The sequence below is a fragment of the Bradyrhizobium sp. CCBAU 53351 genome (assembly GCF_015291745.1).
In the GTDB taxonomy this organism is placed as follows: Bacteria; Pseudomonadota; Alphaproteobacteria; order Rhizobiales; family Xanthobacteraceae; genus Bradyrhizobium.
Genome location: NZ_CP030059.1, coordinates 4,157,574 through 4,176,531, shown reverse-complemented (window position 1 = coordinate 4,176,531; position 18,958 = coordinate 4,157,574). Strand labels below are relative to the sequence as shown.

Below are 18,958 nucleotides of genomic sequence, written 5' to 3'. Positions count from 1 at the left end.
ATCCAGCAAGAATCCAGAATGAAAAGGCATCAGCGGCCGGAGCCGTCGGCACAGACGGAACCGATAATGCGGCAAGCTTTGCCAGCCTTGCCGCATTCGTCAAGCGCGGCGTCCTTCGCGCGTTGGACGCCCTCGCGCTGGACCAGCGACCAGGATTTGTCGGAGATCGCGAAGGCGCCGCAGCTTCGGCCGTAGAAGGAAAGCTCGATCGGGCATTTGGCGCCGGCGCAATTGCCGCGCGCATCCGCCACCGCGGCGCGCCGCGAGGCGTGGTTCCAGGAGATCCCCCATTTGCTGCTGTCGGGCCCGTAGACGATCGAGCCCCAGGGCTTGAGATCCTCCATCTTGCGCATGCGCAGCAGCAGGCCTTCGGTCGGCTCCCCATTCGGCGCCATCGAGATCCGCTGCTGCAATTTCGTGATGGCGCGGGTCAGGCCGTCGGGCGTGTCAGGATCGAAATTGAGCTCGTAGAGCCGCTCGCTGAGCTCGCTGAGCAGCGCGGCATCGCGCAAGGGGACGCGGTCGGGATCGGCGCGCAGACGCTCCGCGGGCAGGGGATCCGGCTGCATCGCCGCGATCTGCGGCGGGGCGGTCTGCGTCGGAGCGACGAAATAGAAAGTGCCGTCGATCGGCGAGGACGACACCCAGGGCTGCTGCGCGCCCGCGGTGGCGCGCTTCACGGCAAGGCCGACCTGGTTGAAGGTTTGGAACACGTCGAGGCCCGCGACCCGGATCGTCGTCGCAAGCGCCTTGGTGTAAGGGCTGTGGCCATCGGCGCCGTCCTGGGCGACGTTGCCGGGCTGGGTCGCATAGGAGATCAGCGTGCCCTCGGGCGCGCGCATCTGCGCGAGGCCGCCATCGGATGATCGCAAGCCGCGTGAGCCGAACGGGTTGTTGCGGCAGGCATCGAGGATGACGAGGTTGAGCCGCGTGCCGGAGCCCTGCATCTGGCGCAGCACGAGGTTGACGTCGGTCATCTGGAAGTCGACATCCGCCTCGCGCGTCGGATTGGCGCTCACAGGCACGAGGTAGTTGGAGCCGGCTACCTGCACGCCGTGGCCGGCATAATAGAACAGCGCGACGTCGGCGCCCTGGACCTGCCGGCCGAAACTCTGCACCGCGACGTCCATCGCGCCCTTGTCGAGATCGAGCTGGGCGCGTCCGCCGATCAGGGTGAAGCCGAGCGCACCTAGCGTCTCCGCCATCAGGCCCGCATCCTTGGACGGATTGTCGAGCGGCGTGATGTTCTTGTAGGCGGAGTTGCCGACCACCAGCGCGACGCGCTTCTCCGCCGACGCCGGCTCCGCAGTGACGACGAGCAAGGCCAGCGCCGCCAGCCCCACAACGCGATTGAAAATCGCCGCGCGCATCAAAATTCCCCAAAATAATGGGGCAGTCTAGCAGCAAGGCGCGCCGGCGAAAAGCGCAAGGGAGCCGGTACCCCCGGGGCTCGCGTGCCTGCGCACGCATCCCGGAATGACGGTGGACGCGGGGACAGACGTTCATTTCAGCGGCAGGAATAAATCCGCGGTCGCCTCGTGCTCGCCGACGTCGGGGGCGAAGCTCAGCCGCTGGCAGTAGATCGGGAAGTCGCGGGCTTCCTCGCCGCTGGCCGGCAGCCAGTCGCGATAGAGGTAGAGCGCGGCCGGCTCCAGATTGTCGGTGTGGCCGACGATGCGCAGCACCGCGCAGCGTCCACCGGGGATCTCGCCGGCCTTGATCGCTGCGCCGTTCGTCTCGATCGGACGGTCGGTTCCGACACAGAGGTCCACGCTGTAGTCCCCAAGCGAGGCCGGCCGCCGCTCGGATCGCCAGACGTTGAAGGTCGGACTGTTGCGTGGGTGCAGGCCGGCGGCTTTGCGCCAGGCGATGAATCGCTGGATGGTGGCGGGAAGCGTCGCCGGGTCGCCCCGATGCTCCATGATCGCCACCGCAATCGTCGGCACATCGCGGATCGTCACGTCGTCGCTGGTGAAGGTCTTCTGCATGAACTTGCTCCTCGCGTTGTCGAGAGGCCCGAAGGCCGCAAGCCACGGCTCCCAGTCGGGAGACTTCCGGAACGACGACGGCGATTGGCCGAACCGTTGCCGAAAGGCGCGGGCGAAGGCGTCAGGTGCGTCGTAGCCGGCATCCATCGCGATATCAGTGACGCTTTCGGCCTCGCTGTAGGCGAGCCGGTATGAAGCGCGCTTCATGCGGGCGAGCTGGATATAGCGATGCACGGACAGCCCGAAGGTCGCCGTGAACTGCCGGTGGAAATGATATTTCGAATAGGCTGCGACGCTGCTCAGCGCATCCAGGTCCAGATCCTCGTCGAGGTGCCGGTCGATGTGATCCAGCACCCGCTGCATCCGGGCATGGTAGTTCTGAAGCGCCGCCGTCATCGTTCCGTTCTCCGTGGCAGCACCAGCTAAAGCGCACGCGGACGTCAATTGCTCGACCGATCTTGCGGTTTTGCCATGGGGCGCGGAGCGCCGCCAAGATGCTTTCAGCTTGGGAAACTTATGATCTCCGCCGCCGTTGAATTGTGGCTGAGGAGACGTCATGCCGATCAAGGATCAGGTCGAGAATTTCGCCAGGAAGCTGGTGGAGCACCATCCCGATGCGGCAACCTTACATGGAGATGCCCATGAAAGCGCTCATTGCCGCGGTCGCATTCGCAGCCATGTCATTTGCAACCACGTCATTTGCAGGCATGTCTGGCCCGGTCATGGCCCAGAATAAGGGTCCGGCTCCGCAGACCGGCATGGACAGGCCGGAAAATACCAACGGTGCCACGGAGAAAGGGACGATGGACACCACGGGCATGAATGCCAATCGGGCAAACCAGCCTGCAACGAAAGGCGTGTCCGGGCAACGCAGGACAGGCGACAAGAAGAAATAGCCAATCCCGCGCGCCGCGCCGTCGCCCAATGATCGATCGAGAGGATGGTGCGCCGGACCTCGCATTCATCCGCCGTGCTCAGGTCAGATAGTCCGGCGTGAAATCGGCGAGCTTGCGCAGCTCCTCGGGATGCAACAGCTCGATCTCGCTGCCTTCCCAGGCGATCAATCCACGATGTCTCAGCTCCTGGATGGTGCGATTGACGTGGACGATCGAGAGCCCGCAGGCATCTGCGACGTGCCGCTGCGTCATCGGCATCTGGAAGCAGCCGTCCGTGACGAGGCCGACGACCTCCAGCCGTGCGGCGAGCTCGCAGATGAGGTGCGCGACCTTGGGCAAGGCCGCCTGCGCGCCGAGGCGCGCGATCCATTGCCGCGAGATCGCCGCATCGATCAGCGTCTCGCGCCAGAACGCGCGCGTCAAATGGCTCGAGCCGTCGAGAAGCTGCCTGAGCTGGCTGTGCGCGACAGTGCCGACGATGGTCGGTCCGAGGCCGACGAGATCCGCATCCATCGGCGAGACCAGCAGGGTGTGCAGGCATGGCATGTCGCCGGGAACGTGGAACGCGAGGATCTGGCTGCGGTCGCCGACGATGCGGGCCTGATACAGGAAGCCGCTGACGACGAAGACGCAGCGCGAGACGGCCTCGCCCTGGCGTAGCACGATCTCGCCGTCGGCGACCTGCCGCAGCGTGGAGGGCAGGGCGGCGATCTGTCGGCGTTCGTCCTCTGACAGGACTTCGATGGCCTGCAGACGTGTGATGAGCGTTGGGTGCGGCATGAGCCTTGCGTGCTGCTCAGGCGTCGCGCGGGACCGACGCTTCGGCGAAGTGGCGCGAGAGTTTTGCAAGACTCCAGTCGCAGACCGGCGCCGAACGGAACTCGCGGATGGCGCGGGCGAGCTCCTGATCCGACATCGGTCCCACCGGCTCCCTCAACGTGCCCTTGAAGAAAGCATCTTTGATGCAGTCGAAGTGCTCGCTGGGATCCGACGTGAACAGGTTGCGGATTCGCTGAAGAATCGTCGTAGGGCTCATGAAAGGACGGCTAAGTTCGCAGTCGAGGGTGATAGTTGAACGCGACGCGGATCGGTCGCAGATCGATTAGCAACCTGTGCTTCCGAGACGCGTTCTAGTCCGCTGAACCCAAGCCGGATGTATCATTTGATAGAACCGGCGTGATTTTTGGCGGACCATGGATAAAGCCCACGACGTGTTGATCCGGAACCTGTGCGAGCACACCGCGCTCGCCGAGGAGGATCTCGCCCAGATTCGCGCGCTCACCTTCACGCTGCGCGATTTGGAGCCGAACGAGGATTTCATCCGTCAGGGCGACGAGCCCGAACATTCGGTGCTGGTCGTCTCGGGCATGGTCGCGCGCTACCATCTGCTCGCCGGCGGCGGGCGACAATATCTCGCGTTCCACCTCACCGGCGACCTGCCGGACGCGCAGGGCCTGTTCATCGACCAGATGGACCACGGATTGAGCGCGCTCGGGCCGGCCTCGGTCGCCTTCATCCCGCATCGCGAATTGTTCACCGCGTTCCGGCAGCGGCCGAACTTTGGCCTGGCTGTCTGGCGCGAGACGCTGCTCGATGCCGCGATCTTTCGCGAGGCGATCACCAACAACAGCGCTCGGCCCATGCAGGCGCGCATGGCGCATCTGTTCTGCGAGCTGTTCTACCGCGCCCGCGCCGCACAGCTCGTTCGCGGCAATCGCTGCCCCTTGCCGATCAGCCTGGCGCAACTCGGCGAGACGCTGGGTATGGCGATCGCGACCGTGAACCGGACGCTCGGTGAGCTTCGGCGCAGCGGCGCCATGGACCTGCGCGAGGGCGAGCTGATCGTGCTGAAATGGCGCGACTTGCAGCGGCTCGGCGATTTCAGCCCGGTCTATCTGCACCAGAAACGGCAGTCGCCGCCGCTAACGTGAGACTGCCGGTGCGCTAGCCATCGGCGGGTGCCGCGCCCAGCACTTCGTCAAAATGCTTCTTGACCCAGTCGTTGCAGCGGCAGGCTCTGGCGTCGAGCGCCGCCGCGTCGAGGATCAGGATGGCGCCGCGGCGGGTGGCGAGGATGCGCCTCGCCTTGAACATCTGGATGACGCGGCTGGCATAGGAGCGGGAGACGCCCAGCATGCCGGCGAGCTGCTCGTGGGTGAGGGGAATCTCGGCCTGGCCGATACGTTCCTGCGCGGAGATGATCCACTTGGCGGCGCGCTGCTCGATCGAATGCGCAGCGTTGCAGGCCGCGGTCTGCAGCAACTGCGCGAACTGGCAGTCGGCATAGCGCGAAAACACCTCCTGCAGCGCCGCGGATCTCTGCTGCGCCTGCTCGAGCGCGCGCAGCGGCAGCCGGACGAGCGTGCCGCCCAGTTTCACGACGACGCGGGAATAGGCGAGTGGCGGATTGCGGCCGGCGGCAATACCCACCGCACCCTCGCGTCCGATCAACAGGCTCTCGACCTCGCGATCATCCTCGACCGGAACGGCGAACGAGACAAGCGTAGGGCCGCAGGGGAAATGAACCGCCGCCACGGCGTCACCGGCGTGATGCAGGATGTGGCTCGCCTCGACTTCGACCGGCTGGAGATAGGGTGCGAGAAGCTCGAAATCTCGTGGGGCAAGCTGACGGAGTAGATCGTTCTGGGGCCGACCGGTCACAGTTTCTTCTCTTGTCTGGCCGGGAATCGGCGCCGCCCAGAACCCTACGTTTCCGTGGCGGAACCAACGGTTCCAAAGTGCACACAAGACCTCGCCGAGAGCTGAAAAGTTGAGGCGACGGCTTTCCGGAATTCCGGAAAGCTCGCGCGGCGGGGATTGCAGGCGGCGCCCTCAGCGTCGATTGCCGCGAGGTCTGTTCAGGAGTGAACATAGCGGGGCCGCGGATTGGCGTACCGTCACAGCGCCAGGCGCCGTACCCCGTGCGCTTGGCCCGACGGACCGCCGGCCGCAATCCGCCTGAATGCCGCCGGGCCGGCGGCCCGAGGGCGGCAAGGATCTGTCAGCCGAAGCGCGCTTCGCGATCCCATGAGGATCGGCGTTTGGCCGCATGCGCGCGATAGGCGTCGATCGCCCGGTTGGCGAGCATCAGCTGCCGGCGTTCGCCGGTCTTGAGCTGGGCTTCGATGGCGTCGAGAATGACGTTCGCGCTCTCGTCGGGAGGGCCGAGCTCGCCGCTCTGCTCCAGGCAGCTCCAGGCGATGAAGAATGCGCTTTCGACAGTGCAACGAATGGACATGCGCTGCCAACGCGGCGGGGTCGAAGGCGTTCCGTGCGGCGGGCCCGACTTGCGCCAGGCCCGCAGCAAGCGATCGGTCAGTTCTTCAGCACGATGCGGCCGACGACCTTGCCGGCACGAAGCTCGTCGATCCATTTCTGGACGTCGCCCATCGGCTCCTCGCGCATCGGCGTCGGCTTGATCTTGCCGGCGCGCGCCAGCGCCATCAGCTCCTGGGCCTCGGCGAGCGTGCCGACCATGAAGCCCTCGATGGTCATGCGCTTGTAGACCCATTGCACCATCGGCAGCGTGAACTGGCCGCCCATCAGGCCGGAGACCACGATCTTGCCGCCGCGCGCGGCAACCGCGACCGCAAAGGCCATCGATTTCTCGTTGCCGGCGAAATCGACGATCTCATCGAAGCCGCCTTCGGTCTCTTTCAGGATTCGCTTGATCACGTCGAGCTCGGACGGATCGTAGGCGACTGCGGCACCGTTGTTCAGCGCGGTGTCGCGCGCGGCGGGCGAGAGGTCGGCGACCGTGATCGGCTGCTTGAACATCGCCTGCGCGAACGACAGGCCCATCATGCCGACGCCGCCGAGGCCGATCAGCAGGAGGTTGCGCTGGCGCGGACGGTCGACCAGGCGCTTGAGCGCGCCATAGGCGGTAACGCCGGAGCACATCAGCGTCGCGGCCTGGTTGACGGGCAGGGGATCGTAGTCGAGCAGATATTTCGCGTCGGGCACCAGCACGTGGGTGGCAAATCCGCCATCGATGGACACGCCGAGGAAGCGCTGCTTCACGCAGAGGTTCTCATCGCCGTTGGCGCAATCGCGGCACTGGCCGCAGCCGATCCAGGGGAAGACGGCTTTCTTCGTGCCGACGAGATTGGCCGCGACGTCAGGGCCGACCTCGTCGACCACGCCGGCGATCTCGTGGCCCAGCGTGAAGGGCAGCGTCATGCCGCGCGTGGTGTCGAGCTTCTTGCCACCGCCGAGATCGGCATAGCCGTCCTGGATGTGCAGGTCGGAATGGCAGAGGCCGCAGCGCTCGATGCGCACCAGCACCTCGCGCCCTTGCGGCTTCGGCGTGTCGACGATGGTCTCGCACAAGGGCGCGTCGAACTTGACCAGGGACTGCCTGCGCATCAACGCCATTTTCTTTCCTCCGGAATTTCTTCGTTACTCGGCTTCGCTGCGTATATCCGCCAATTCCCGGGCCATGGCAACAAAGCCCTTTATCGGAATGGTCTCGGCGCGCCGCGTCGCATCGACGCCGGCGGCCGCAGCAAGCCGCGCGGGATCGACGCCGAGCGACTTCAGGCTTTGGCGCAGCATCTTGCGGCGCTGGCCGAAGGCGCTGGCCGCGACCTGTTCGAGCAGCTTGCGATCGCACGGCAGTGGCGCTGCGCGCGGCGTGAGGCGCACGACGGAGGAGGTTACCTTCGGCGGCGGCACGAAGGCGGATGGCGCAATGTCGAACAGGATCTTGGTCTCGCAGCGCCAGTTGGCGAGCACGCCGAGCCGGCCATAGGCCTCCTCGTCCTCGTGCGCCACGATGCGCTCGCCGACCTCGCGCTGGAACATCAGCACCATCATGTCGTACCAGGGTGGCCAGGGCTCGGTGGTGAGCCAGTTGATCAGGAGCTGGGTCGCGATGTTGTAGGGCAAATTGGCGACGATTTTTGCCCGCTCGCCATTGAGCGACGGCCGGGGATCGAAAGTCATGGCATCGCCATGCACGATCTCGAGCCTGTCAGGGTAGCGCGCGGAAATATCCTGCAAGGCAGGGATCGCGCGCTCGTCGTGCTCGATGGCGATGACGCGTTTGGCGCCGAGCGCGAGCAGTGCGCGCGTCAGCCCGCCCGGGCCGGGGCCGATCTCGACGATGGTGGAATCCTCGAGCGGCGCCGCGGCGCGCGCGATGCGCGCCGTGAGATTGAGATCGAGCAGGAAGTTCTGGCCGAGCGATTTGCGCGCCGACAGCGCGTGCCGGCGAATGACCTCGCGCAGCGGCGGGAGGTCGTCGATCGCGCTCATCGGATGTTCGCGGCCGCCATGCGGCTGGCGAGCCGGAGCGCCGCGATCAGGCTGGCCGGATTGGCCTTCGCCGTGCCGGCGATATCGAAGGCGGTGCCGTGGTCGGGCGAGGTGCGGACAAAGGGCAGGCCGAGCGTGACGTTGACCGCGTTGTCGAAGGCGACGGTCTTGATCGGGATCAGCGCCTGGTCGTGATACATGCAGACGGCGCAGTCATAGGTGCTGCGCGCGGCCTCGTGGAACATGGTGTCGGCGGGCAGCGGGCCCCTGGTCTCGATGCCGTCGCCGCGCAGGGTCCTGAGCGCGGGGGCGATGACGGTCTGCTCCTCGTGGCCGAGCGAGCCGTCCTCGCCGGCATGCGGATTGAGGCCGGAGACCGCGATGCGCGGCCGCGCGATTCCGAAGCGGGATTTCAGCTCGGTTGCGACGATGCGCACGGTCGAGACGATCAGCTCGCTGCTGAGCTCTGCCAGGGCGTCGCGGATCGAGACGTGAATGGTCACGGGCACCACGGCGAGTTGCGGCGACCACAGCATCATCACGGGCTGCGGCACGCGCCTGTTCTCCGCGGCGAGCTCGGCGAGGAATTCGGTGTGGCCGGGATGTCGGAAGCCCGCGCGGTAGAGCACGCTCTTGGCGATCGGATTGGTGACGACCGCGCCGGCGCGGCCCTCGCGGACATCCGCGACCGCCTGCCGGATCGAGGCGAGTGCGGCGGGCGCGCTTGATGCATCGGGCTTGCCGGGCTCGGCGGTGGCGCGCTCGCCGGTGGCAACCACGGGCAGGGCATCGGTGAAGGCCGAAGCGGCCTCGCCGGGGCTCACCGCCGCGGTCCTGACGTCGGCCCCCAGCGAGGTGGCGAGCGCCCTGGCGCGGCGCGCGATCAGCGCCTCGTCACCGAGCAGATAGAAGGCGGGCAGGTTCAGCTCGCGGCGCCGCAGCCAGGCCGCGATCGTGATGTCGGGGCCGATGCCGGCGGGCTCGCCCAGGGTCAGCGCAAGAGGAAGGGGAAGCGCCTTTGCTGCGGAAGCGGCCATCAGCGATGGTTGCGATATTCGATCATCGCCGCCTTGCGGAGATCGTCGAGATAGGCCTTCTGGGTCTTCTCGTACTTCTCCTGATACATCTTCTCGCGGACCTCGCGCTTCTTCGGCGTGTCGATCATGGTCGGCTTGCGCGAGCACAGCACCACCATCTCGATGCCGTTCTTGGTCAGCTCGGGCGCGGTGAGGTGGCCGATCGGCGTGTCGTCGAGCACCTTGCGCAACGCCTCCGGCAGCTCCGCGGTGGTCTTGGTGACGCTGTCGCGGATGGTGGCGTTCGGTGTCGAGCGGAACAGCGAATTGGCTTCCTCGCAGCTTCCGACACGCGACCGATAGGTCTCGGCTTCCTTCTTCCGCGTCTCCAGGAACGCGGCGGACGAGCCGCGCGGCACGATCAGCACGATCGGCTGCATCTTGTATTCGGTGCCTTCGATCTGCAGCTTGTCGCCGGTCTGGGCCTGCACGGCCTGGGCGACGTCGCGTTCGCCGACCAGCAGCTTCTCCTTGAAGCGGCCGCGCACGAGGCTGGTCCAAACCATCTCGGCCTTCATGCGGCCCTTCAGCGTTTCGGGGCGCACGCCTTTGGATTCGAGCGACTTGGTGAGCTGCTCCGGCGAGATGCGCATGCGCTGCGCCATGCCCTCGTAGGACTGGTTGACGTCGGAGACGCCGGGATCGACCCCGTACTTCCTGCCCTCCTTCATCTTCACCTTGTCGTCGATCAGCTCGTTAATGACCTCCTGCCGGCTCGGGGTCTTCTGTGTCGTCAGCTGGTCGAGCTTGGAGCGCTGCTCGATGTCGAAATCGGTGATCGGATCGCCGTTGACCATGACGACGATGTTCTGCGCGCGCGAGGCCGAGGGCAGTCCGGTCAGGATCAGCCCGGCGCTGACGGCAAGGAGGAGGCGGAAAACGGGCAATAGGGTCGTCATGATTGTCGCTCGCATGTCAGCCGCGTCGAGCCTGTGATGAGGGCAAGCGCGGCCGGCACTTCAAACCGTTCACTGGAGGCCGGAGGAACTGCTGGCCGTCGTCGAGGTTGCCAGCGTGCGCAGGCCGATCTGGAACATGAACGCATGGCTCAGCACGGGCGGCGTGGTGCCCGCTGAATAACTATACGAAGTTACGTAGTTCGCCGCCAGCACGAAGCAATCGTCGACATAGCCCGCGCCGAGCACATATTGGTTGATCTTGTTGGCCTCGAGGTCCCACCGCGCCGAGCCCGACACCACCCAATTGTTCGCGACCTTCAGCGATCCCGAGGTCAGGATACCCTCACGGCGGGTCAGATAGCCGAGCTCCGGCTGCGCTGCGTAATTGCCGTACAGTACGCTGACCGACCAGCGATTGAAGTTGGCGCGGCCTTCCGCCTCGAAGCGCTGCACGTTCCAGGTCTGCTCATCCATGCGGGAGCGGACGCTGAACGTGTACGTGCTGTTGGGCGAATAGCTGGCGCTCGCGACGTAATCGGAGCGCGGCTTGTCCAGGCCGGAATTGAGGCCGGTGTTGATGCTGTCCTGGACCGCGAAGGAATTCATGCCGAACAGCTGGTAGGACTGGCCGAACAGCACCTTGACCGCGCCGCCCCTGTCGAACTGCGTGGTGGACTGCACGCCGACATTGGCGCGGCCGCCGCCCTCGACGCGGTCGTAGCCGGAGAACTTGTCGACGCTGAACAGGTTCGAGGCGTCGAACACCATGCTCTGGGCGTCCTCGTTCGGCAGCTTGCCGGCATAGGTCTCGTTCGGCCGGATGATGATCTGCGCGATCGGCTCGAGCGTGGTCGATCCCCAGGGCTGGATGTTGATGAAGGGGTAGCGATATTCGAGACCCACGGTCGGCATCAGGCGGAACGCCTGGGTGTCGCCGACGGGAAGATAGTTCGACACGCCCGGCTGGTTGGAGACCGAGGAATTGATCGCGTCGGCGCGCAGGCTCGCGAACGGCGTCCAGATCTGGCCGAGCGGATCGGTGAAGGACTTGCGCCATTGCGCTTCCGCCGTGAGGCGGGTGTAGGTGCCGGGGAAGCCGCGCAGCAGGCACTGCGAGGGCAGGCGCGCCAGCGGATCGGCCGATGCCGTCGTGCACAGGCTGCTCGTGTTGGCGGTCGTCGTGATCGGATCGAACGCCGCCTGCTCGCGCGACAGGTTCACGAAATTGGTCTTGTAGCTGAACTCGCCGCCGAACACCGGATAGTTGAGCACGTTGGAATAGTCGATCACCGGATAGACGATCGGCACCTGGCTCTGGTTGCCCGAATAGCTCAGCCAGTACATCGTGCGGGCGTCGAAGAAGCTGCGGTTGCCGACACCGGTCAGATAGAGCTGCGACAGCGCCTCCGTCGGCAGCAGCAGGAACGAGCCGAGCGGATCGCGGTACTGATAGAGGCGGTAGTCCGAGAAGAAATAGTAGTCGGACATCACGACGCCGTCCCAGCCCCAGACCCATTTGTCGTTCAGCGCGAACTGACCCTTGGTGTCGACGGCGCCGCGGAACTGGCGGTCGCCGGGCTGGCCGCTAAACGCGCCGGGATCGAGCTGGTCGATGCCATAGGCGCGGATCTGGTAGGCGCCGTCGATCAGGCGCTGGCGGAATTCGCCCTGCAGCAGCACGCCCTGTCGCGACAGGATGCGGGGGGTGATGGTTGCGTCCATGTCGGGCGCGATCGCCCAATAATAGGGAACCTCGACGCCGTAGCCCGTGTTCGACGTGCCGGCAATGTAGCCCGGCATCAGGAAGCCGCTCTTGCGCTTCACGGTCGGGTCGGGCGTCGAGAAATAGGGCATGTAGGCGAGGGGCACGCCGAAGAATTCGAGCTGTGCCGTCTCGAAATACAGCATCTTCTCCTGCTGGTCGTGGATGATGCGCGCACCCTTGACCTGCCACAGCGGCGGCTTCTTCGGATCGTCCTTACACGGCGCGCAGGCCGTGTAGACGCCGTTCTCGAACACCGTGTAGTTGCCGCTGGAGCGGTCGGCGCGGCTGGCGGCCATGCGGGTCTGGTCGGCCGTGTCCACGCGCAGCGAATCGACGAAACCGTCGCGGTAATCATCCGAGAGATCCATGATCTCGGCATAGGTGATCTTGCCGTCGGCATCCGTCATGCGGATGTTGCCTTCGGCATGCAGCCGCTTGGTCTTCTGGTCGTAGATGACCCTGTCGGCCTCGACGCTGGTTCCGTTGTAGAACAGCTGGACGTTACCGACCGCGGAAACACGCGAATTGTTGTAGTCGTAGTCGACCTCGGTCGCCTGAACCAGCATCTGGTTGTCGTTGGCGGCCTTCGCCGGCTTCGGACGCGGCGGCAGCGGATTGTAGGTGTATTGGGCGGAGGCCGGCGCCACGGCGGCAACGTCGATCAGCGCGCCGAGCGAGGCCGCCGTCGCGACAGCCATCACGATCCTGCGAAGAGACAAGCCGCACCCGTTCGCGCGCATCACCATGCGGCGCGTCAAACGAGACACGGGTCCTCGATGGACGGCAGTCACTAACCGTCCTCCTGGTACAACAAGGCCAAAAAGCCGGTGAGGCCGCCCACCACCACGGGCAACCACGCCGCAGCGATCGGATGCATCAACTCAGCCTTGCTCAAGTCTTCAGTCACTTTCGACAGAACGTAGAGCAGAAAGCCTGCGCCCACGCCACTCAAAACCATCTTTTGCACGCCGCCCATCCGGAAGAAGCGCAACGACACGGAGGCCGCGAGCATCACCATGGCGGCCAGCAAAAATGGCTGTGCCAGAAGCTTCTGATACTGGAGTCGGTATCCCGCTGTCGCGAAGCCCGAGCTTTCGGACGAGCGGATGTAGCTCGGTAGTTGCCAAAAGGACACAGTTTCCGGGGTGGAAAAGCTGTTGCGGACCTGCGCCTCGGTCAGCGTCGTCGGAATCTCGAGCGTGGCCTGGTCGATCGGCGGGGCGTCCAGCGAAAAGCGGCGGACGCCCTTGAACAGCCAGCGGCCGGCCTCGAGCGTCGCCTCGCGCGCCTCGACCCGCTCCTTGAAGTGCTGCTCGGGGTCGAACCGGAACAGCGTCAGCCCCGTGAGCCGGATGCCCTGCTGCTCGCTGCGCGCCGCATTGATGATGGTCTGGCCGTCGCTGGTCACCTGATTGAGCCAGAAGCCGGAGGCGTCCTGGATGCCGCCGCCGGGCGCCGAGCCGAACAGCTCGGCCTCCATGCGCTTGGAGGCTTCACGCAAATTGGCCGACATCGGATTGTAGGCGACCGTGGCGATCACGCCGATCAGCAGCGCACTGCCGAGCGCCGGCGAGATGAACTGCCATGCCGAGATACCGGCGGCGCGGGCGACCACGAGCTCCAATCGCCGGGAGAGGGCGAGATAGCAGGTCATGGCGCCGATCAGCATGCAGAACGGCGTCAGCTTCTCCAGGAGCTGCGGCACCCGGAACAGCGAGGTCTCGGCCACCATGAGCGCCGAGGCGGAGGCCAGTCCGGAGGTCTTGCGCACCATCTCGATATAGTCGACCAGCACCAGCAGCAGGAAAATGCTGGCGAACACGCCGAGCGCCGCGACCACGAAGCGGCCGGCGAAATAGCGCCCGAGTGTGTTGGTGAGCATGCTCATGCGGTGGCCGGACGTCCGAACAGCCGCGCGATGCGCGCATTCGACCTGTTGATGGCCTCCATCAGGCCGGGGGGCGGCTCGACCACGACGCCGCTGATGATCATCCACAGCCCGACGCCGATGGCGCCGAAGACCATCGCATATTGCACCAGCACCGGGCTCGACGACTTCACCGCCATCACCGAGCAGGCAAAGCCCGCCATCCGCAGGCCGAACACCGCGATGATCGACGAGCCGATCGAGAAGTTGCGGCTCTGGCGGGTGGTGCGCGGCGCTCCGAGGAAGGCGAAGGTCAGCACGGCAAAGGCAAACGGATAAATCGGAGCCAACAGGCTGTCATGCAGGGCCGAGCGGAATTGCCCGGGGATCTGCTTGTAGACGGGGTCGTCCTCGGACGGCGAGAACAGCTCCCACAGATAGCGCTCGCGGATGCCCAGGGTGACGTCGCGGCCCTGGTTGGAGAATTTCGACATGTCGAAGCCGTAGCGGCCGAAAGCCACCAGCGCCGGATCGCGCTTGCCGGCCTCGAAGCGCTGGAGATTGCCGGTCTCCAGGACCAGGAACGAGCCGGTCTCGTTCTTCACGACCTCGCCGCGTTCTGCGACGATCGAGACGCGCTCGTTCGGATCGCGGCGGTCGTCGATGAAGATGCCGGCCAGGATGCCGCCGGGCTGGCGCTCGCGAATCCGGATCGTGAGGTTCTTGTCCAGCTGGGCAAAGCGGCCGGGCTGCAGGATGTTGGTGAGCACGTCCGCGGTGATCTCGGCGTCCCACTGCTTGATTCGCCGCATGCCGTCGGGGGCCAGATAGGCGGCGATGAAGGCAACCAGCAGCGCCACCACGCAGGTGGCGTAGAAGAACGGATAGAACAGCCGGAATGGCGAGAAGCCGGCGGCATTCATCACGATGATCTCGGAATCGGTCGCGAGCTTGTTCAGCGTATGCGAGATCGCGATCATCAGCGCGATCGGCGAGATGATCAGGACCAGGGCCGGGATGACGAGGCTGGTGATGCCCAGGAAGGTGAGGATGGTCTGACCCTGGCTCGTCATCAGGTCGATGCCGCGCAACGCCTGCGTAATCCAGATCACGCCGGTGAGGCTGACCAGGACCAGCGCAAACGACGCCAGCGTCGTGCGGAAGATATACTTATCGATCGACCCCATGCGCTACCGCACGAATCCCACCAAGTCCCCAATGTCGGCCGAAATTCCGCCGGTCCAACCAATCCCGAGCAGGGGATCCCCAAGGTTGGCCAGCGCCTCTTCCGCCAGCTTACTCTCTCACTACCATCCCTTTGATCCGTCAACAAAATGGCTGCCCCATGGCACCCTCAATATATGGTTAATATTTCGCTCGTTGTGGCCCGCCGGCCACGGGGGCGCTTGGCATCTGCCGGGCCGCTGGCCCATAGTGCGCAAGGCTCACTGAATCGCCGTTCAAATCCGTCGCCCCGCCAGGACCCGTGAACGGCAAAAAGACCAAGAATTTTGAAGGAGTTACCCATGTCCGATGCCATCAAGGTCGGCTTCGTCCCGCTGTCATCAGCCGCCCGTGGCATCCTGGTCGTGTTCTGCGACGACAATCTGAAGGTCGGCCCCGCGACGGCCAAGGCGCTGGGCGGCGCCGTCGACCTCGTGAAGCGCGCGGCCGCCGCTGCCGCCTTCAAGGGTAAAAGCGGGGCGGCGCTGGACGTCCTGGCGCCGGAAGGGGTGAAGGCCACCCGCCTGATCGTGATCGGCGCCGGCAAGGCGGCCGGCCTGAAGGCGAACGATTTCCTCAAATTCGGCGGTGTGGCGGCGAGCAAGCTTCCCGCAGGAAGCGCCGCCATGACCATCATGGCGGAACTGCCCGATGGTGCGATGGGAAGCGAGCAGGCGGTTGCGATCGCCTCGGGCCTGCGCCTGCGCGCCTACAAGTTCGACCGCTACAAGACCAAGAAGAAGGACGGCGAGGAGGGGGCCCCGCGCGCCGACATCTCGCTTGCGGTCGGCGATGCCGCTGCCGCGAAGAAGGCGTTTGTCGCGGCCGGCCACGTCGTCGACGGCGTGATCATCGCGCGCGACCTCGTCAACGAGCCGCCGAACGTGCTCTTCCCCGAAGAATTCGCGCGCCGCGCCAGTCAGCTCCGCAAGCTCGGCGTCAAGGTCGAGGTGCTCGACGTCAAGGCGATGCAGAAGCTCGGCATGGGCGCGCTGCTCGGCGTCGGCCAGGGCTCGGCGCGGCCGAGCCGGACCGTGATCATGCGCTGGGACGGCGGCAAGAAGGGCGAGGCGCCGGTCAGCTTCATCGGCAAGGGCGTCTGCTTCGACACCGGCGGCATCTCGATCAAGCCGGCCGGCAGCATGGAGGACATGAAGGGCGACATGGGGGGCGCAGCCTGCGTCGTCGGCCTGATGCACGCGCTGGCGGCGCGCAAAGCCAAGGCCAACGTGGTCGGCGCCATCGGCCTCGTCGAGAACATGCCCGACGGCAATGCGCAGCGGCCGGGCGATATCGTCACCTCGATGTCGGGCCAGACCATCGAGATCATCAACACCGACGCGGAGGGTCGCCTCGTGCTGGCCGACGTGCTCTGGTACGTCGCCAAGAAGGTGAAGCCGAAATTCATGGTGGACCTGGCGACGCTGACCGGCGCGATCGTGGTCGCGCTCGGCACCGAGCATGCCGGCATGTTCTCCAACAATGACGAGCTTGCCGAACGCCTGCTGGCGGCCGGCACCGAGAGCGGGGAAAAGGTCTGGCGCATGCCGCTCGGTCCCGAATACGACAAGCTGATCGATTCCCAGTTCGCCGACATGAAGAACACCGGCGGCCGTCATGGCGGCTCGATCACCGCGGCGCAGTTCCTGCAGCGCTTCGTCGACGGCACGCCCTGGGCCCATCTCGACATCGCCGGCACCGCCATGGGCGCGCCGAAGACCGACATCAACCACAGCTGGGGCGCGGGCTACGGCGTCCGTCTGCTCGACCGCCTGGTCGCCGATCACTACGAGCGCAAGTGACCTCGCGATGACGGAAGTGCTGTTCTACCATCTGCAAAACATGACGGTGGAGAACGTCTTGCCGCCGCTTCTCGAGAAATCGCTCGAGCGCGGCTGGCGCGTCGTGGTGCAGTCGACCTCGGAGGAACGGGCCGACGCGCTCGACGCCCATTTATGGACCTATCGCGACGATTCCTTCCTGCCGCACGCGACATGGCGCGTGAACGATGCCGCCGATCAGCCGATCGTGCTGGCGATCGAGGAGGGCAATCCCAACGGCGCCCATATCCGCTTCCTGGTCGACAATGCGGCCCTCCCAGAGGACGCGCAGGGCTATGCGCGCATGGTGCTGCTGTTCAACGGTGATGATCCGGATGCGCTGGCGCTCGCCCGCAGTGCCTGGACGGATTGCAAGGCGAAGGGATTTGATGTCACCTATTGGCAGGCCGACGAACGGGGCCGGTGGCAGCGTCGGAATTAGCGTCCTTGGCGATCATCCTTTGCAATCGTCCTTGGCAATTAATGATAATTTGGACTTTTCGGGCGATGCTGGCTTTTGTCACCTTCGTGCCGCAAAGTGATGTTGGGACAATCGCTTAGGGCTGGTCCTTCACGCGGGGAATTTGGTTTATCGTGCGACATCAAAAGCTTCCCAGGTCGCTCATAGTTGCGTTGGCTGCAATAGCACCGCTGGTCGCGGGCTGTTCGAGCGGGACCGACCTGTTGTCGAAGGACGCAGAATGGTTCCAGAAGCCGGGCCGCATCTTCATCAAGAACATCTCGATCGAGTCGCCGCCGCTGACCCCCGACAAGCCGGTCGGAGCTGAGGATCTCGTCAGTGCCGACGGGGCCTGTGCCGGCATGACGCCGCCGCCCGGGCCGGCCGATGCCAACGCATCGACGACGGCGCCGTCGCCGATGGGCGGCACGGTTGCGCTCGGCCACACCGAATGCGACGTGGTGCGCGGCATCGGCGCGCCCTCGAACGTCAACCTCTCCAACGATGCCGCCGGCCGCCGCGTCGCCGTCGTCACCTGGACCACCGGCCCGCGCGCGGGCATCTATACCTTCACGGCGGGCCGCCTGTCCTCGATCGAGGGCAATCCCGAGCCGCAGCCGGTGCCGAGGGCGGCCAAGCCGAAGAAGAAGCACGCGTAAGCGAATGCTCGTGCTTCCGATGCCGCGCCAATAAACGCGGCTGTCTGTACGGTTCGCGCCGCTGTCATCCCTAAGTCCGCGCGCCGTTCTTCTCGATGTGACTCCAAAACGCCTCGGCGGCCTTGGCCAGCCGCAGCTTCGGCCGGAACACGTGGATCTCGATCGGCACGTGCCATTCCGCGCCGCCTGCTGCGACGATCTCGCCGGAGGCAAGCTGATCGCTGATCAGGCTTTCGGGCAGCCAAGCCATGCCGCGGCCGTTCTGCACCATCGTCACCAATAGCTTTGCAAGATGCGAGGTGAAGGTCGGGCGTAGATAGACGTCGTCCCGCGAGGTCGCACGCACGGATTCGAGGATTCGCCCCATGCCCGATTCAGGACGGAAGCTCAGGAATGGGAGCGGCGCGGCTGCCGAGCCCGGCAACTTGAAACGCGGCTTGCGGCTCCGGCCTGAAAGCGGCACCGATGCAGGGATGAGCCTGTCGTTGCCGACGTGAAGCGAGCGGAAATGCGACGGCGTCAGCGCCGTGGCTGCCGCCGGATGGTAATGGCAGAGCAGGAAGTGCGCATCGCCCGCCAGCAGGATCCGTTCGCAGGCCTCCATGTGGTTGGCGACGAGCTGCACGTTCGGCACGAACGACAGCTCGGTCTCGATGCCGCGCAGCCAATCCGGGAAGAAGGTCAGCGACAGCGCGTTGGTCGAGGCGAATTTCAGCACGTCGGACGCGCCGCGGGCCCGCTCCTGAGCATCGAGCCGGCCGGCGGCGAGCCGGCGCAGGACGTCCTCGGCGATGTCGCGAAACCCTTCGCCGGCCGGTGTGAGATTGACGCTGTGCGTGGTGCGCTCCAGCAGCGGTGCGCCGGTCCAGACCTCGAGCGCCTGGATTCTGCGGCTCAGCGCCGGCTGTGAGCAATTGCGTTGCTCGGCCGCCCGCGAAAAGCTGCGCGTGGTCGCAACCGCGATGAAATCGTGCAGCCAGTTGATCTCCATCGCAGCCTCCCGACATCCCTGCATTGCTTATGCATGATCTGCATAATGATATCAGAA

19 protein-coding genes are annotated in these 18,958 nt (G+C 65.5%); 5 read left to right on the top strand and 14 right to left on the bottom strand.

Annotated features, from left to right (window positions below; genetic code table 11):
• Window positions 1-29: 29 nt before the first annotated feature.
• A complete protein-coding gene (locus XH83_RS19725; RefSeq protein ID WP_194402462.1) occupies window positions 30-1,370 on the bottom strand; it encodes a caspase family protein in 1,341 nt (446 codons plus the stop codon).
• A 132-nt stretch (window positions 1,371-1,502) separates the two neighbouring features.
• Entirely contained in the window at window positions 1,503-2,384 is an 882-nt protein-coding gene (locus tag XH83_RS19720) for a GyrI-like domain-containing protein (protein ID WP_194402461.1), read from the bottom strand.
• 245 nt (window positions 2,385-2,629) lie between these two features.
• On the opposite strand from XH83_RS19720, the gene XH83_RS19715 reads away from it, so the two are divergent.
• Window positions 2,630-2,884: a hypothetical protein gene (locus XH83_RS19715; RefSeq protein ID WP_194402460.1), complete on the top strand. Its 255-nt coding sequence runs from the start codon at window positions 2,630-2,632 to the stop codon at window positions 2,882-2,884.
• 78 nt (window positions 2,885-2,962) lie between these two features.
• Here the strand turns inward: XH83_RS19715 and XH83_RS19710 are convergent, their stop codons facing one another.
• Entirely contained in the window at window positions 2,963-3,664 is a 702-nt protein-coding gene (locus XH83_RS19710; protein WP_194402459.1) for a Crp/Fnr family transcriptional regulator, read from the bottom strand.
• 16 nt (window positions 3,665-3,680) lie between these two features.
• Window positions 3,681-3,920: a hypothetical protein gene (locus XH83_RS19705; RefSeq protein ID WP_194402458.1), complete on the bottom strand. Its 240-nt coding sequence runs from the start codon at window positions 3,918-3,920 to the stop codon at window positions 3,681-3,683.
• A 157-nt stretch (window positions 3,921-4,077) separates the two neighbouring features.
• On the opposite strand from XH83_RS19705, the gene XH83_RS19700 reads away from it, so the two are divergent.
• Window positions 4,078-4,815: a Crp/Fnr family transcriptional regulator gene (locus XH83_RS19700; RefSeq protein WP_194402457.1), complete on the top strand. Its 738-nt coding sequence runs from the start codon at window positions 4,078-4,080 to the stop codon at window positions 4,813-4,815.
• Window positions 4,816-4,828: 13 nt separating this feature from the next.
• Here XH83_RS19700 and XH83_RS19695 read toward each other — a convergent pair whose 3' ends face one another.
• From XH83_RS19695 to lptF, 9 genes are all read right to left on the bottom strand, one after another.
• Window positions 4,829-5,545, bottom strand: coding sequence for a Crp/Fnr family transcriptional regulator (locus XH83_RS19695; RefSeq protein WP_194402456.1), 717 nt, complete (start codon window positions 5,543-5,545; stop codon window positions 4,829-4,831).
• 340 nt (window positions 5,546-5,885) lie between these two features.
• Complete coding sequence (locus XH83_RS19690) at window positions 5,886-6,122, bottom strand: hypothetical protein (RefSeq protein WP_194402455.1); 237 nt, start codon at window positions 6,120-6,122, stop codon at window positions 5,886-5,888.
• Window positions 6,123-6,199: 77 nt separating this feature from the next.
• The gene (locus XH83_RS19685; protein ID WP_194402454.1) at window positions 6,200-7,258 is read right to left on the bottom strand and encodes an alcohol dehydrogenase; all 1,059 of its coding nucleotides are present in this window, start codon (window positions 7,256-7,258) and stop codon (window positions 6,200-6,202) included.
• A gap of 24 nt (window positions 7,259-7,282) precedes the next feature.
• Window positions 7,283-8,140: a 16S rRNA (adenine(1518)-N(6)/adenine(1519)-N(6))-dimethyltransferase RsmA gene (gene rsmA, locus XH83_RS19680; protein WP_194402453.1), complete on the bottom strand. Its 858-nt coding sequence runs from the start codon at window positions 8,138-8,140 to the stop codon at window positions 7,283-7,285.
• Entirely contained in the window at window positions 8,137-9,177 is a 1,041-nt protein-coding gene (gene pdxA, locus XH83_RS19675; protein ID WP_194402452.1) for a 4-hydroxythreonine-4-phosphate dehydrogenase PdxA, read from the bottom strand. The genes rsmA and pdxA overlap by 4 nt, the downstream gene beginning before the upstream one ends.
• Entirely contained in the window at window positions 9,177-10,115 is a 939-nt protein-coding gene (locus XH83_RS19670; RefSeq protein WP_194402451.1) for a peptidylprolyl isomerase, read from the bottom strand. The genes pdxA and XH83_RS19670 overlap by 1 nt, the downstream gene beginning before the upstream one ends.
• A gap of 69 nt (window positions 10,116-10,184) precedes the next feature.
• Window positions 10,185-12,671: an LPS-assembly protein LptD gene (locus XH83_RS19665; RefSeq protein ID WP_194402450.1), complete on the bottom strand. Its 2,487-nt coding sequence runs from the start codon at window positions 12,669-12,671 to the stop codon at window positions 10,185-10,187.
• On the bottom strand, window positions 12,671-13,768 hold the full coding sequence (gene lptG, locus XH83_RS19660; protein ID WP_194402449.1) for an LPS export ABC transporter permease LptG: 1,098 nt from the start codon (window positions 13,766-13,768) through the stop codon (window positions 12,671-12,673). The genes XH83_RS19665 and lptG overlap by 1 nt, the downstream gene beginning before the upstream one ends.
• A complete protein-coding gene (gene lptF / locus XH83_RS19655; protein ID WP_194402448.1) occupies window positions 13,765-14,934 on the bottom strand; it encodes an LPS export ABC transporter permease LptF in 1,170 nt (389 codons plus the stop codon). The genes lptG and lptF overlap by 4 nt, the downstream gene beginning before the upstream one ends.
• A gap of 339 nt (window positions 14,935-15,273) precedes the next feature.
• On the opposite strand from lptF, the gene XH83_RS19650 reads away from it, so the two are divergent.
• From XH83_RS19650 to XH83_RS19640, 3 genes are all read left to right on the top strand, one after another.
• Entirely contained in the window at window positions 15,274-16,773 is a 1,500-nt protein-coding gene (locus XH83_RS19650; protein WP_194402447.1) for a leucyl aminopeptidase, read from the top strand.
• 7 nt (window positions 16,774-16,780) lie between these two features.
• Window positions 16,781-17,233: a DNA polymerase III subunit chi gene (locus XH83_RS19645; RefSeq protein WP_194402446.1), complete on the top strand. Its 453-nt coding sequence runs from the start codon at window positions 16,781-16,783 to the stop codon at window positions 17,231-17,233.
• Window positions 17,234-17,424: 191 nt separating this feature from the next.
• Window positions 17,425-17,910 carry a hypothetical protein gene (locus XH83_RS19640; protein WP_194402445.1) on the top strand — a complete coding sequence of 162 codons (486 nt, stop codon included), beginning with the start codon at window positions 17,425-17,427 and terminating at the stop codon, window positions 17,908-17,910.
• 70 nt (window positions 17,911-17,980) lie between these two features.
• Here XH83_RS19640 and XH83_RS19635 read toward each other — a convergent pair whose 3' ends face one another.
• A complete protein-coding gene (locus tag XH83_RS19635; protein ID WP_194402444.1) occupies window positions 17,981-18,901 on the bottom strand; it encodes a LysR family transcriptional regulator in 921 nt (306 codons plus the stop codon).
• Window positions 18,902-18,958 lie beyond the last annotated feature (57 nt).

Coding starts and splice junctions, on each gene's coding strand:
- rsmA (WP_194402453.1), bottom strand. CDS start 8,140: ATGAGCGCGATCGACGACCTCCCGCCGCTGCGCGAGGTCATTCGCCGG.
- XH83_RS19670 (WP_194402451.1), bottom strand. CDS start 10,115: ATGACGACCCTATTGCCCGTTTTCCGCCTCCTCCTTGCCGTCAGCGCC.
- XH83_RS19715 (WP_194402460.1), top strand. CDS start 2,630: ATGAAAGCGCTCATTGCCGCGGTCGCATTCGCAGCCATGTCATTTGCA.
- lptF (WP_194402448.1), bottom strand. CDS start 14,934: ATGGGGTCGATCGATAAGTATATCTTCCGCACGACGCTGGCGTCGTTT.
- XH83_RS19720 (WP_194402461.1), bottom strand. CDS start 2,384: ATGACGGCGGCGCTTCAGAACTACCATGCCCGGATGCAGCGGGTGCTG.
- lptG (WP_194402449.1), bottom strand. CDS start 13,768: ATGAGCATGCTCACCAACACACTCGGGCGCTATTTCGCCGGCCGCTTC.
- XH83_RS19690 (WP_194402455.1), bottom strand. CDS start 6,122: ATGTCCATTCGTTGCACTGTCGAAAGCGCATTCTTCATCGCCTGGAGC.
- XH83_RS19705 (WP_194402458.1), bottom strand. CDS start 3,920: ATGAGCCCTACGACGATTCTTCAGCGAATCCGCAACCTGTTCACGTCG.
- XH83_RS19650 (WP_194402447.1), top strand. CDS start 15,274: ATGTCCGATGCCATCAAGGTCGGCTTCGTCCCGCTGTCATCAGCCGCC.
- XH83_RS19635 (WP_194402444.1), bottom strand. CDS start 18,901: ATGGAGATCAACTGGCTGCACGATTTCATCGCGGTTGCGACCACGCGC.
- XH83_RS19710 (WP_194402459.1), bottom strand. CDS start 3,664: ATGCCGCACCCAACGCTCATCACACGTCTGCAGGCCATCGAAGTCCTG.
- XH83_RS19645 (WP_194402446.1), top strand. CDS start 16,781: ATGACGGAAGTGCTGTTCTACCATCTGCAAAACATGACGGTGGAGAAC.
- pdxA (WP_194402452.1), bottom strand. CDS start 9,177: ATGGCCGCTTCCGCAGCAAAGGCGCTTCCCCTTCCTCTTGCGCTGACC.
- XH83_RS19685 (WP_194402454.1), bottom strand. CDS start 7,258: ATGGCGTTGATGCGCAGGCAGTCCCTGGTCAAGTTCGACGCGCCCTTG.
- XH83_RS19700 (WP_194402457.1), top strand. CDS start 4,078: ATGGATAAAGCCCACGACGTGTTGATCCGGAACCTGTGCGAGCACACC.
- XH83_RS19725 (WP_194402462.1), bottom strand. CDS start 1,370: ATGCGCGCGGCGATTTTCAATCGCGTTGTGGGGCTGGCGGCGCTGGCC.